9 protein-coding genes are annotated in these 13,263 nt (G+C 69.4%); 1 reads left to right on the top strand and 8 read right to left on the bottom strand.

Going from position 1 to position 13,263, the window contains the following annotated elements:
• Positions 1–43: 43 nt before the first annotated feature.
• Both ACIPR8_RS00450 and ACIPR8_RS00445 read right to left on the bottom strand, forming a co-directional pair.
• Positions 44–613: a DUF3106 domain-containing protein gene (locus ACIPR8_RS00450; RefSeq protein WP_446539820.1), complete on the bottom strand. Its 570-nt coding sequence runs from the start codon at positions 611–613 to the stop codon at positions 44–46.
• A complete protein-coding gene (locus tag ACIPR8_RS00445) occupies positions 600–1,595 on the bottom strand; it encodes a hypothetical protein (protein ID WP_446539819.1) in 996 nt (331 codons plus the stop codon). Before ACIPR8_RS00445 ends, ACIPR8_RS00450 begins: the two co-directional genes overlap by 14 nt.
• Before the next feature lie 427 nt (positions 1,596–2,022).
• Between ACIPR8_RS00445 and ACIPR8_RS00440 the strand changes: the two genes are divergently transcribed.
• Positions 2,023–4,218 (top strand): primosomal protein N', encoded by a 2,196-nt coding sequence (locus tag ACIPR8_RS00440; protein ID WP_446539818.1) that lies wholly within the window; start codon positions 2,023–2,025, stop codon positions 4,216–4,218.
• An 11-nt stretch (positions 4,219–4,229) separates the two neighbouring features.
• Here the strand turns inward: ACIPR8_RS00440 and ACIPR8_RS00435 are convergent, their stop codons facing one another.
• The 6 genes from ACIPR8_RS00435 to ACIPR8_RS00410 form a co-directional block, all read right to left on the bottom strand.
• Positions 4,230–4,499: a hypothetical protein gene (locus tag ACIPR8_RS00435; RefSeq protein WP_446539817.1), complete on the bottom strand. Its 270-nt coding sequence runs from the start codon at positions 4,497–4,499 to the stop codon at positions 4,230–4,232.
• A 34-nt stretch (positions 4,500–4,533) separates the two neighbouring features.
• A complete protein-coding gene (locus ACIPR8_RS00430) occupies positions 4,534–6,012 on the bottom strand; it encodes a YadA-like family protein (protein ID WP_446539816.1) in 1,479 nt (492 codons plus the stop codon).
• Positions 6,013–6,374: 362 nt separating this feature from the next.
• The gene (locus tag ACIPR8_RS00425; protein WP_446539815.1) at positions 6,375–8,201 is read right to left on the bottom strand and encodes an ATP-binding protein; all 1,827 of its coding nucleotides are present in this window, start codon (positions 8,199–8,201) and stop codon (positions 6,375–6,377) included.
• On the bottom strand, positions 8,198–8,854 hold the full coding sequence (locus ACIPR8_RS00420; RefSeq protein ID WP_132865880.1) for a response regulator transcription factor: 657 nt from the start codon (positions 8,852–8,854) through the stop codon (positions 8,198–8,200). The genes ACIPR8_RS00425 and ACIPR8_RS00420 overlap by 4 nt, the downstream gene beginning before the upstream one ends.
• A 196-nt stretch (positions 8,855–9,050) precedes the next feature.
• On the bottom strand, positions 9,051–10,487 hold the full coding sequence (locus ACIPR8_RS00415; protein WP_225591825.1) for a glycoside hydrolase family 47 protein: 1,437 nt from the start codon (positions 10,485–10,487) through the stop codon (positions 9,051–9,053).
• Complete coding sequence (locus ACIPR8_RS00410; protein WP_446539814.1) at positions 10,487–13,135, bottom strand: beta-mannosidase; 2,649 nt, start codon at positions 13,133–13,135, stop codon at positions 10,487–10,489. The genes ACIPR8_RS00415 and ACIPR8_RS00410 overlap by 1 nt, the downstream gene beginning before the upstream one ends.
• Positions 13,136–13,263 lie beyond the last annotated feature (128 nt).

Genomic DNA, 13,263 nt, shown 5'->3' with positions numbered 1-13,263 from the left:
CATGACCCTGCCCGGGGCATGAATGCTCTGTCCCGCCGACTGCTCAATGGCCAACCTTCTCGCGCAGCCACGCCGCGCGCTGGGCCGGCGCCACCGCCAGCAGCGCCTCGCGCAGCGCGGCCCGGTCCTGCGGCGGGGTGCGCTGCGAGATCAGGCTCAGCTGCTCCAGGCTGTCGGCATCGAGCTGCTCCAGCAGGCTGAGCATCGGCTCGCGCTGCGCTGCCGGCAGGTAACCCAGCAGCGGCTGCAGGCGCGCATAGGCCGCGCCCAGGCGCGGGCCGAGCAGCCAGCCTTCGCGGTGCATCTGGTCCATGCCGGCAAAACGCGCCTGCAGTGCCTGCCGCTCCGCGGCCGGCATGGCCACCAAGGCGGCGCCGGCGCGGCGCACGCGCAGTTTCTCGGCGTCCGGCAAGGCCTGCCAGGCGGCATAGCGGGCGCGCAGGTCGCGCTTCTGCTGGGGGGTCATCGACGCCCATGCCGGCTGCACCGAGGGCGCGCTGGCCGGTGCTGGCTGTGGCACCCCGGGCAGGCCGTTGGGTGTCGTCGCGCTTGCGGCACCGGCCAAGGCCAGCAGCAGCACGCCGAAGGCACGCAGGCGATCAGTTCTCCGCATCGACCGTCTCCAATGCCGCGCCGGCCGGCTCCGGCCGGCTCGGCTGCGGTTGAGATTCGTCCACCGGCAATGGTCCGCCGGCGGCGTACCAGGCCAGGAAATCGGCCTCGCTGGCCACCGCCAGGTCGGGATCGGCCAGCATCGCGGCGTCACCGGCGGCATGCGGGTCCTGGCCAGGACCGGCCGGGGTGCTGCTGTCACGCAACGCTTCCACCTGCACCGGGTCCTCGCTGGCCAGCCCGGAGGGCGGGTCGACCGCACCGCCGAAATGGGAACGCCACCACCACAGCGCCACGGCGACCAGCAACAGCAGCGGCAGGCACAGCAGCAGCCAGGTCACCAGGCTCCACGGCGCGCGCGCGCGGCGACGCGGCGACGGACGGCGGTCTTCGGCCTTGGCCGGTGCGGCCTTGGCAACCGCCGGCCGGGCCGGCAGCACGCCGCTGATCACCGACTCGCGCAGTTGTTCCAGTTGGCGCACGCGCGGCTGCGACAGGTCGCGGATCTGTACTTGCACCTGTTCGGCCAGGGCGCGCCAGGCGGCCGCATCCGGGTTGCCGCCGGCGTCGAGCGGACAGGCCGCCGCCAGCGCCCGCCGATAGGCCGAAGCGTCCACGCCGAGCACGGCCGAGGCCATTTCCTCGTCCAGCCCGGCGCCGATCCGCAGCAGCAAGGCCAACCGTTCGGCCGGGGCCAGGGTCTGCAGGTGGCCCAGCGGGCCTTCCCAGTAACCACTGGCCGGCGGGTTGAGCAGCTGCGGGGTGCTGCACAGCAGGCCCCAGAAGCGGGCCGGCCATTCGGCCATCTGCAGCGCGGCGGCCGGGCCGACGAAGGCGCGCATGGCAACCGCCACCGCGCGTTCGGCCAGGCCGGAGTCACCGGTCTGCAGTTCGGAAACGACCAGCGCACGCCGCTCCACCCCCCGCAGGAACGCGGAAAGGGCATTGGCTGCGGCCGGGGAAAGAGGGGCTGGTGCAGCCATCACGTGAACTCCGTCATGCCCGGAATGATACCCAGAGCGCCCCGCACTGCCGATCCGCTGCACATACGCTTCACGGGCGTTGCGCATGGCGTGCCGCAACTTGTGCACAGCGTCAAGACGCGGTAACAGTCGCCGTGTCCAGCGCTCGCCGCGCTTGCATTTCGTTTTTGTTTCACGGCTAACCCATTGATTTTCATTGAATAAGCAATGTGGCGATTTTTTGTCCAAGTTGACCCTGAGGCTTGAACCATCGCCCAAAGCGCGTGGAGCACAACGCTCACCCACAGAGTTATCCACAGCAAATGTGGATAAGCCGAAATCCTCAATCGGGGCGAGCGTTTACATGCCATTTATGGATCCGCGCACAACAAACCGATGCAAGTGAACGGCCGCGGCGCGATGGCCTGCTGCGGCTACACTTCCCGCCATGCCTGCCTGCCCCACCCTGCGCATCGCCCTGCCGGTGCCGTTGCCGCATCTGTTCGACTACCTTCCGCCCGATGGCAGCCCTGCTCCCGTGGAGGGCGACATCGGCCGGCGGCTGCGCGTGCCGTTCGGGCCGCGCGAACTGGTGGGGGTGGTCGAGGGCATCGGCCAGGTGGACGACCCGGCACCGCTGCGGGCCGCACTGGAATGGCTCGACCCCGCCCCGCTGCTGGCCGGCGAGCTGGCGGCCTCGCTGCTGTGGCTGGCCCGCTACACCCACGCGCCGCTGGGTGAAGTGATCGCCACCGCGCTGCCGGCGCCCCTGCGCCGCGGCGAACCGCTGCCCGATACCCATGGCTGGGCGTGGCAGCTGACCGAGGCCGGGCGCACCGGGCTGTCCCGCCTGCGCGCCGGCACCCGCCCGCAGCGCCTGGCCCAGGTGCTGCAGGATGGCGCGGTCAACGAGGACCGCCTGGACGACCTGCTCGAGGACTGGCGCAGCGCCGCCCGCGCGTTGGCCAAGCGTGACTTCGCCCATCGCATCGAGGTGCCCGCGCAGGTGCCGGTGCCGCACCTGCATCCCGGGCCGGTCCCGAACCCGCAGCAGCAACTGGCCATCGATGCCATCGCCGCGGCGCCCGGCTTCCAGCCGTTCCTGCTCGACGGCGTCACCGGCAGCGGCAAGACCGAGGTCTACCTGCAGGCGATCAGCCGCTGCCTGGAACAGGGCCGGCAAGCGCTGGTGCTGGTGCCGGAAATCGGCCTGACCCCGCAGATGCTGGCGCGCTTCCGCAAGCGACTGGGCATCCCGGTGCATGCGCTGCATTCGGGCCTGAACGACAACGAGCGCGCCCGCGTCTGGGCCGCGGCCTCGCGCGGCGAGGCGCGGGTGATCGTAGGCACGCGCTCGGCGGTGTTCATCCCGTTGCCGCAACCGGGCCTGATCGTCGTCGACGAAGAGCACGATGGCAGCTACAAGCAGCAGGACGGCATCCGTTACCACGCCCGTGATTTCGCGCTGGTCCGTGGCAAGGCATTGGACGTGCCGGTGGTGCTGGGCAGCGCCACGCCGTCGCTGGAATCGCTGCACAACGCGCGCAGCGGACGTTACACGCACCTGCGCCTGAAGCAGCGCGCCGGCGACGCCAAGCCACCGGGCGTGCGCATCTACGACGTGCGCAAGCGGCCACTGCAGGATGGCCTCTCGCCCGAAGTGCTGGCCGGCATCGGCCAGCACCTGCAGGCCGGCAACCAGGTGCTGGTGTTCAAGAACCGCCGCGGCTACGCACCGGTGCTGCTCTGTCACGACTGTGGCTGGACCGCGCCCTGCAAGCGCTGCAGCACGCCCCTGCACAGCACGCCGATGACCGTGCACGGCGCGGGCCGACGGCTGCAGTGCCACCACTGCGGCGCGCGCCAACCGGTGCCGCTGGCCTGCCCGGACTGCGGCAGCCTGGCCCTGCAGCCGCAGGGCATCGGCACCGAGCGGCTGGAAGAACGCCTGCTGCAGCTGTTCCCCGAGTATCCCGTGCTGCGCATCGACCGTGGTACCACCGCGCGACGCGACGCGTTGGAGCAGACCCTGGCCACGCTGGGCGAGCAGCCCGGCATCCTGGTCGGCACGCAGATCCTGGCCAAGGGCCACGACCTGCCCAAGCTGACCCTGGTGGTGGTGGTGGGCATCGATGAAGGCCTGTTCTCGGCCGACTTCCGCGCCAGCGAGAAGCTGGCCCAGCAGCTGATCCAGGTCGCCGGCCGCGCCGGCCGCGCCGACCGCCCCGGCGAGGTCTGGCTGCAGACCCACCACCCGGACAATGCGCTGCTGCACACGCTGGTCAACGGCGGCTACCACGCCTTCGCCGAAGCCGAGCTGGTGCAACGCGAGGCCGCGGGCTTTCCACCGTTCGCGCACCTGGCATTGCTGCGCGCCGAGGCCAAGCAGGTGGAACAGGCCAATGCCTTCCTGGCCGCGGTGAAGCAGTTGGTCCCCACCGAGAGCGTCGTCGAGCGTTATGGCCCGATGCCGGCACCGATGCCGCGACGGGCGGGATTCCAGCGCACCCAGTTGCTGCTGTCAGCCACGCAGCGGCGGCCCCTGCATGGCCTGCTGGATGGGCTGATGCCACAGGTGTATGCGTTGCCGCAGGCGCGACGCGTGCGCTGGTCGCTGGATGTCGACCCGATGGACCTGTACTGACGTGGCAGCGTTCAACCGCCAATGGAGGACGCCGCGGCGGCCTCCATGCGGGTGATCACCGAGGCGAACGCCTGCTGCTGCGCGATCACCGTGCGCCAGGCATCCTGGTTCGCATCGCACTCGATGCAGCGCCGCAGGTCCGGGTCGTGGACCAGCCATGCACCTGCAACCGGCCCCGCGGCGGGCCAGCGGATCGGACTGCACGCGCGCCACGCGTTGTTCTGCCGGCCCGGCACGCCCTCGGCACGACGCGCCTGGACCATGCACCTGAAAGTGTTCATGACGCCCCCGCATCGCTGGCGCGGATCGAACGACCTACAGATCCACGCCGAAGCCGATACCGCCTGATTTCTCGCTGCCACTGAATGCGCCCCCCAGCGAGAACGAGCCACGCGCGCCGAGCTTGCGGCCGTAGCCGATCGACAGGGCCTTCTCGCTGCCCTGGAAACCCGCGCCGACCGAAACGCGCCCGCCATTGCTCTGCGAACCCGCCGCATTCACCGCCATGTTGAGCATCGCGCTGCTCATCGCGCCCATCCGGTCGATGCGACGGTCCTGGCGGGTGAAGCGGTCATCCATCTCCCGCCGCAACCCGTCGAACTGCAGGTCCACGGCCTCGAAACGGCTGTCGGTATAGCTGTTCGCGGCAGCGACGGCCTGGCTGGCGGTGCCATCTGCGTAGCTGCGGGCCGACTGCAGCGTGGTGGCATCACCGCTGTCCGCATGCGCCCTGGCCGAGGACAGCACGTTGGCATCGGCAGTGGCCATGTCCGTGCGGATCGCGGCTTCACGGTTGTCGGTATGACCGTTGGCCGCCGCCAGGGTGGCTGCATCACCGCTGTCGGCATGCGCCTTGGCCGAGGACAGCACGTTGGCGTCGGCGGTGGCCATATCCGCACGGATCGCGCCTTCGCGGGCATCGGTGTAATTCCCGGCCGCGTCGATGGCGGCCGCATCCCCCGCATCCATCTGCCCCTTGTTGACTGCATGGTCGGCAGCGGTGCCATCGGCCACGCCCGCCACCTGGGTCCCCCCCGATGTTCCCCCCGAACCCGAGCCGGAGCCGGCGCCGCCGCCAAGCGTCAGCGAGGCCTTGCTGGCGTCGTCGTAGTACACCGCCAGGTCCGCGCGGCCCTTGATCGCGGTGAGCTGGGTATCGATGGCCGACAGCGCGGCACCGACATTGCCGTAGCTGTTGCCCTGGACGGCGAAGGTCGGCGCGGTGAACACGCCGCCGCTGTAAGCGGCCCCACCGCCCAGCCAGGCCGCGACCCCACCCAGGTTCGCATTCAACGACGTGCCCAGCGCGGTGAGCTGGCCCACATTGGCGGCATCGGTGGCGGCAACGCCGGCGGCAACGTTGACGACGCGCCGTTGCTGGCTGGCCGAACCGACCGACACCACGTTGGCCAGGCCGGCATCGGTGCTGCCCGCCCCCAGTGCAACTGAACTGCCGCCCGTTGCCTTGGCATTCCTGCCGATGGCCACGTTGTTGTCCGTACCTGCGGTGCCAGACGTGCCCTTGAAGCCACAACAGCCTTCCTTGCCATCGGCGCCGTTGCCCGCCTCGCTGCCATCGCCCAGAGCGATGTTGTAGTTTCCGCCGGCACCACCATCTCCGCCGGTGCCGCCGGCACTGCCGTCGCCGGCCTTACCGCCATTGCCGGCGCTGCTGCCGGCACCAAAGGCGAGGTTGTAGCCTCCACCGCTGCCACCCACCCCACCGCTCCCACCGGCCGTCCCGTTGGCACCTTGCCCGCCCATGCCGACCGAGCTGCCCTTGCCGATCGCCATGTTGCCCGTCGCATTTCCCAAGCCGCCGGCCGAACTGGAGTAACCGAGCTGGTATGGCCCAGACGCACCGTCACCGCCCACCCGACTGCCGTCCAGGCAGGCCAGGGCACCGGTACTTGCATCCTGAGTGCAGGGGGCCGTTGGCGTGGTTCCACCGACCACTTCGGCTGCATCCGCAGGCAGCGATGGGAACAAGATGAGCAGGCCGGCGACCGCCAGTGCCGCGGCTACTCGATCAGCCTTTGAAATGACACGGCCGCGCATGATGGTGTCCCCCGATTCAACAAGGGGCAAACCCTATCGCCATCGTTGCAGGATCAGCATCCACGAAATCAGGTACGCAGGTGTCCTTGGGACGCGGATCAACGGGCGAGGTCGAGCTCCAGCTGCACGCGGGTTCCGTTCCGGTCATCGGCCGGGCCCACCTGCAGGTCACCGCCCATGCGCCTGGCCCGCAGCTGCATGCTGGCCATGCCGGCGCCGCCCGCTGCGCTGCCTGGGACGGTCGCCGGCAGGCCGATGCCGTCGTCGTCGATCTGCAGCTGCAGCCGGTCACCGTCCCGTCGCAGGGTGATGTCCACCCGTGTCGCACGGGCATGCTTGAACGCGTTGGTCAGGGCTTCCTGCATCAGCCGCAGCAGGTCCAGGCTGCGTGAGGCGCCCAGTTCCACCCCGTGCAGGTCCTGCAGGTGCCAGTAGGTATCGATGCCGCCGGCTTCCAGCAGGGTGCTGGCGCGGTGCCGCAAGGGCACCAGCATCTCGGCCAGGTCGGCGTGCTCGCGTGCGGTGCTGTCGATCACCAGGCGCAGGTCGTCGCGCATCTCGCGCAGCAGTTCGATCACCTTGGAACGCGGCATCTCCTGCGGGGCCTGCTCCAGCCGCGCGATCGCCCCGACCAGGGTGCCGCCGAAACCATCGTGCAGGTCGCGCACCAACTGCAGGCGCTCACCGGCGCGGCTGTGCGCCAGCTCCAGCGCATGCTGCGCGTTCAGGGTTTGCGACAGCTGGGACGTGGCCTGCTGTACTTCATGGCGCAGCTCGGCGTTGAACCCTTCCACGCGTTTCATCGTGTTGGCGAAACGGTAGGCCAGCACGAAGCCCATGCCCAGCAGCATCAACGGCGAGGTGAAGGATCCCAGGTAACTGACCCCGCCGTACCAGCCCATGTACACGCCCAGGTCGTGCAGCGACACCAGGATCGGCAGGACGATGCACAAGGCCAGCACCTGCGCGTCACGACGGCCACTGCGCAGCGCATAGCCCATGAAGGTGAACGACACCACGTACAGGAAGGCGATGAGCGGCACCAGGTAGAGGTTGCGATGCGGCCCCATCCACTGCGGCCACAGCAGCGCCGCGGCCATCGCCACCGCCGCCAGGGCCATCAGCACGCGCTCGAAGCGTGGCCAGCGCCGCTCGCTGAAGCGCAGCAGGAACACGGTGTGCGCCGCCGCAGCCACCACGTAGCAGCCAGCGATGAAGGCCTGCCAGCCATCGGTGGTGGTAAACGGCCACGGGCTGGTGGCCACGAAGTTGGTGTCGTACATGCGCCCGAACACCGCGCTCAGCGCATACCAGCCGTACATCGCCTCCTTGCGCCGCAACAGCCAGAACAGGCCGATCACGCCGGCCAGCACGAAGCCGATGGCGGTATCGAGCAGCTGCAGGTCATGCCGCACGCGTACTTCCTGCCGGTAGCGTGCCTGCAGCACGGCGGCATCGCCCACGTCGACCACGCCGAACGATGGCTGGTACGCGGCCAGCCCCGACACCCGCACCAGCAGTTCGTTCTCACCCTGCCGCAGCAATGGCGACTGCAGCAGGTAGTAGCGCGGCACATGCCAGCTGCGCGACAACGGTTCGACCAGCGACGGGTCGCGGTCGATCAGGCTGCCGTTGAGGTAGACCGCCGCGGCCATGCAGGTGTAGTCCAGCAGCAGGCCGGTGGGTTCGCCGGCATCGCCCTGCTCCCAGCGCAGCCGGTACCAGACCACGCCGTCGTGGTCGGGCCAGCGCGTCTGCCATTGGTCGGCCAGGGTCACCGGCTCCCACCCCTGCAACGGTGGCGCCTGCGCCTCCCAGCCGCTGCGCACCGCTTCGGCCTGCACGATGCGCGCCACCGCCGGCGGAGCGGCCAGCGCGCTCCCCATCACCAGCAGCAACAGCAGGCCCAGCAGCCCGCGGATCATGGCAGCAGCCCGAGCACGCGCGCCTCGAACACCGCCGCGGTGCGCGAACCGACGGCCAGCTTGCGGTAGATGTTGCGGGTATGTGCCTCGATGGTCAGGCGCGACAGGCTGAGCAGCTCGGCGATCTCGCGGTTGCCGTAGCCCTGCGCGACCAGGCCGAGGATGCCCAGCTCGCGTTCGGACAGCGGCACGCTGGCCGCCGGAGCAGGTGCCGTGGGTGTCGCCGCGGGCACGAAGGCAAGGATGCGCCGGGCGATCATCGGGTCGATCGGTGCACCGCCACGCTGCAGGCTGCGCAACGCCACGCGCAGCTCGATGTCATCGCGGTCCTTGAGCAGGTAGCCCACCGCACCGGCACGCAGCGCGGCGAAGATCGCCTCTTCCTCGGCGAACGCGGACACGATCACCGCCTGCGCCTGCGTGGCCTGCTGCTGCATCCACGCGATCAGATCGGTGCCGGTGCCGTCGGGCAGCTGCATGTCCACCAACGCCAGCGCGAAGGATTCGCGCTGCAGCAGGTCGCGGGCATCGGCAAGGTTGGCGGCGGTCCGGAGCCGCACCGGCTGCGGGTCCAGCAGTTCGGCCACGAGCCGTGCCAGCCGCGCCAGCGACGCCGCGTCATCATCGACAATCAGGATGGAAGACAACTCCATCAGCGCCCGCCTCGCTCCCCGTTGCGGTGGAGTTTAGCGCGCTCTTACGACAAGTCTCGTGCCTGCCCGGATGAATGAGCACGCCCTCCACCCCCTCCCCCGCAGGCGGGAGAGGGGCTTTGAGCAGAAAGCCGATGCAGATCTGAGCCCCTCCCCCGTCTGCGGGGGAAGGGGTGGGGTAAGGGTCGCTTCCGCTTTACCAGGTCTTCCGCAGCGGATGCGCTTCGGTGTTGAACACCACGCCGTCGAAGTCCAGGGTCTTGGCCGGCGCGAACAGCAGGTAGTAGTACTTGAAGGTCTCGGCGAACAGGAAGCTCTCCATCGAGTCGTCCTTCTCCTTGCTGCGCACATCCTTCAGCGCGGCAAAGCCGTGCTCGGTGCGGGTGTGCTTGACGAAGTCGTCGAAGAACTCCTTGCCCATGCCGCGGTAGCGGGTGTCACCGGTGTAGTGGTGCAGGTAGTAGGCCGACTCGACGATCTCCGGACGCAGTGCGTAGCCCGGCGAGCGCACTTCCATCGCCGCGTAGTCCAGCGACTCCGGCTCGATGCCGTGCAGGCGCCACATCTTCAGGTTGGACTCCTGCAGGCGCTTGGCGCGGTCCAGGTCGCCGCCCAGCGCGAGCAGGCCCGGCATGAACGCATCCAGCGCGCCGTAGGTGGTGGAGGTGCGTGCGCCGGTGTTCATGTCGGCGTGGCCGTACCACAGCTCGCCTTCACGCACCTCGTCGGCCAGGTACTGGTTCAGCGGGCCGATGCTCTCGTCCCACATGCGCTTGCAGTCCTCGTCGCCGAACAGCTTCCAGCACTTGAGCAGGTACTCGTAGTACGAGTCGATGCCGCCGGCGATGGAGGCATCGGTGTTGGTCCACTCGCCGGTCTCGACGTTGATGTTCAGGCCGACCAGGCCGATCTTGGAGCGGCGGTTGTGGGTTTCCACCAGCGCGCGCTTGGCCTTGTCGTAGTACGCCTGCTTGCCGGTGAGCTTGGCCAGGGTGCCGAACTCCAGCAGCAGCGTGCCGGTCTCGGCCGGGTTGCTGATGGTGCCGCTGGTCTTGCCGGTGCGCAGGTTGACGTGGGTGTACGGCAGGCCGGTGGGGCTGTCGAACACCGGCGACAGGCGCGTGCCCAGGTCATCGGCGAGCTTGAGCAGGCGCTCGTCGTTGGTCATCTGGTAGGCCGACAGCAGGCCACCCAGCAGGCGGATGGTGACCTCGAAGTTCTGCACGTCGATGTCCTGGTCGAAGGACAGCTGGCTGACGATCAGCTCGCGCGCTTCGTTGGCTTCCTTGTCCATGCCCAGCAGCAGCAGGGTATCCAGGGCATCGACCGGCGACATCAGCAGCGGCTGCGGGTACCAGTCACGCGGCTTGGCGCTGAGCGGCTTCAGGTCATCGTGGCCCTTGGCGTACTGCATGTAGCCCTGCCAGGCATGGCGGGTGGCTTCGCGGACCTGTTCGGCCATGCGTGCCGCTTCGGCCTCGTCGACGGCCGGCACGGTGGCCAGGGCGGGCGTGGCAGCGGCGGCGGCCGGTGCGGCGGGCGTGCTGTCGCTCGGGGCGGGCGACGGGTTGCAGGCGCTCAGCGCCAGCATCAGGGCGGCGACCAGCGGGGCGGTGCGCAGGGCTCGGTTCATCATCGGGTCCTCGGAGTGGGAACGTCTTGCGGTGGTGCAAGGGTGGAGTGCAGCGTGTCGCCCAGCGTCTGCAGACGCAGCGCGGCACGCAGGGTCGACAGGTCGGCGCGGCTGCGCACGACCACGTCACGGGGGGAAGCAGGCAGCAGGTCGAAGGCGTTGTCCTCAACGCGCGCATCGACGTTGCCGAAATCAATCCACAGCGCACGCGCCAGTGAGGGGCTGCGCAGGCGCAGCAGGTAATGGTCGCCCTGTGCGACGAGCGCGCTGGCCACCTGCCCGGCCGCCAGCGGCTGGTCCTTGGCGGCGGCGAAGTAGACGACCCGCTCGGCGATGACCGCATCGTCCTGCAGCAGCTCGAACACGGCCAGGCTGCGCCGCGGGTCGGCCCCCTGCAGCAGCGCAGCATCGCTCAGGCGCGCGGCCTCGGTGGCCGCCTGCGCGGCCAGCGTCACCGCCTGTTGCTGCTGGTGGAGCTGCCTGCCGTCGACATCGAGCACGCGGATCCGTAGCTGTGCCTGCAGCGCGCTGCGGCCGTCATTGAGCAGGCTGACCCGGGTCACGCCCTCGTCACGCAGCGCCGCCACCGCGACATCGGCGAAGAAGCGCCGCGCATGGAAGTGCAGCGCCTTCCAGTGGCCGTAGTAGTCCACGCTCGACCACGACGCACCGGGCCAGACATCGTTGAGCTGCCAGTACAGCGATCCCATCGTGTACGGCCGCGAGGCGCGGTGGTGCAACGCCGCCAGCGCGATGCCCTCGGCCTGCATCACCTGGCTCAGGTAGACGAAGTCGGCGAACGAACGCGGCGTGCCGTACTCCATCTGGATGTAGTGCAACAGCCGCTCGTTGCCCTTGCCGGCCATGAATTTCTGGTGCGCCTGGATCACCGGGCCGTCGATCTGCTGTTCCTGGCCGGTCGCGAAGGCATCGATGGTGGATTGTTGCGGCCACGCCTGCAGCCCGTACTCGGACATGAAGCGCGGTGTCTCGCGCAGGTAGGCGGTCACCGGCAATGCCGGGTTGCCCCATACCTGCCAGTAGTGCTTGTCGCCGCGCGTGGAATCATTGGCCTTGGCATCGAGGTCGTTGCTCGGCGAGCTGGACCAGTACGGCACGCCCAGGCCTTCCTCGGCCACCACGGCGCGCAGGTCGGTGCCGAACAGGTCCACGTAGCCCTGCCAGACCTTGGCCGCGAACACCGGGTCGGCGGCGCTCAGGTCCTTGCCGTGGCCCCAGTCCTTCCACGCGGTTTCTTCCTCGTTGTTGCCACACCACAGCACGATGCTTGGGTGGTGGCGCAGCCGGCGCACGTTGTCGCGCGCCTCGGCCACCACGCTGGCGCGGAACGCCGGGTCGTAGCCGGGCTGCATGCCGCCGCCGAACATGAAGTCCTGCCAGACCAGCAGGCCGAGCTCGTCGGCGATGTCGAAGAACGCATCATCCTCGTAGTAACCACCGCCCCAGTTGCGCAGCATGTTCATGTTGGCATCGCGCGCGGCCTGCAGGTCGCGGCGCAGGCGTTCGCGCGTGACCCGCGCCGGGAACGCATCGAACGGGATCACGTTGGCGCCCTTGGCGAATACCGGCACACCGTTGATGACGAAGCTGAAGCCCTGCCCGCCCTGCGCATCGTTCTCACGGCGCAGCTCCACCGTGCGCAACCCGGTGCGCAGGCGCGCCTGTTGTTCATCGCTACGGCCACCTTCGACACGCGCCTGCACCGTGTAGCGGTCCTGCGCGCCCTGTCCCACCGGCCACCAGCGACGCGGCTGCTCGATAGTGACCGGCAGCTGCAGGTCATTGCTGCCGGGGCGCAGCATCAGCTGCCGCTCGATGCGCTGCACGCGCTTTCCGTCCGGGTCCAGCACGTCCACGGCCACGCTGGCGCTGCCGGCGGCGTCGCTTTGCTCGACCTGCAGCAGCACCGTCAGCGCGGCATGTGCCTCGTCCAGCGTGTCGGTGCGCACGGCCAGGTCGGTGATGCGGTTGCCGTCCCAGCTGGACAGCTGCACCGCGCGCCAGACACCGGCGGTGACGTAGCGCGGGCCCCAGTCCCAGCCGAAGTGGTAGGCCGGCTTGCGCGCGAAGTTGCCGACCATCGCGTCCTTCGGCTCGTCGCCGTAGGGCGAGGGATAGTTGCCGGCAATCTTGTGCGGCATCGCCTGCACTTGCGGCAGCAACATGCGGATCGGCGAGCGGAACACGATGCGCAGCTCGTTGCCGGTGGCCTTCAGCCGCCCATCGACGCGCGCGCGCCAGGTGCGGTGGGCATTGTCGGCGCGCAGCAGTGGCGCACCGTTGAGGCTGACCTCGGCAAACGTATCCAAGCCGTCGAAGCGCAGTTCGGCATGGCGGCGCTTGAGCGTGGTCGCCTCCACGTCGAAGCGGGCGCGGTATTCCCAGTCGCCCAGGCCGATCCACTGCAGGCCGGCCTCGGCCGCGCCGACGTAGGGATCACCGATCACGCCGGCGGCCTGCAGGTCGGTATGCACGCTGCCCGGCAGCAGCCGGAAGCTCCACTGCGCCTGCAGGGGAGCCGCCGACGCAACGCCCGCCACGGTGCACGACACCACCAGCAGGGCCAGCCAACCGAACCGGATGAAACGATTTTGTATCGATCCAAATTTCGTGCGCACGTACTGCATGCGAGCTCCTTCGTGCTGCCGGTTGCGGGAGGGCCACGCCTTCCGGCGTGTCGTTCATTGCGTCCACGGCGCCGGGGTGCCGCGGCGATTGCCGGTGATGCCCGGACGCCCGCAGTCACGCAGGCGCC

This window comes from Stenotrophomonas sp. LARHCG68, from assembly GCF_052871705.1.
The sequence above is the reverse complement of the archived record's forward strand: the minus strand, read 5'-3'. Positions and strand labels throughout refer to the sequence as shown.

Coding starts and splice junctions, on each gene's coding strand:
- ACIPR8_RS00435 (WP_446539817.1), bottom strand. CDS start 4,499: ATGAACACTTTCAGGTGCATGGTCCAGGCGCGTCGTGCCGAGGGCGTG.
- ACIPR8_RS00415 (WP_225591825.1), bottom strand. CDS start 10,487: ATGAACCGAGCCCTGCGCACCGCCCCGCTGGTCGCCGCCCTGATGCTG.
- ACIPR8_RS00450 (WP_446539820.1), bottom strand. CDS start 613: ATGCGGAGAACTGATCGCCTGCGTGCCTTCGGCGTGCTGCTGCTGGCC.
- ACIPR8_RS00420 (WP_132865880.1), bottom strand. CDS start 8,854: ATGGAGTTGTCTTCCATCCTGATTGTCGATGATGACGCGGCGTCGCTG.
- ACIPR8_RS00445 (WP_446539819.1), bottom strand. CDS start 1,595: ATGGCTGCACCAGCCCCTCTTTCCCCGGCCGCAGCCAATGCCCTTTCC.
- ACIPR8_RS00425 (WP_446539815.1), bottom strand. CDS start 8,201: ATGATCCGCGGGCTGCTGGGCCTGCTGTTGCTGCTGGTGATGGGGAGC.
- ACIPR8_RS00440 (WP_446539818.1), top strand. CDS start 2,023: ATGCCTGCCTGCCCCACCCTGCGCATCGCCCTGCCGGTGCCGTTGCCG.
- ACIPR8_RS00410 (WP_446539814.1), bottom strand. CDS start 13,135: ATGCAGTACGTGCGCACGAAATTTGGATCGATACAAAATCGTTTCATC.
- ACIPR8_RS00430 (WP_446539816.1), bottom strand. CDS start 6,012: ATGGCGATCGGCAAGGGCAGCTCGGTCGGCATGGGCGGGCAAGGTGCC.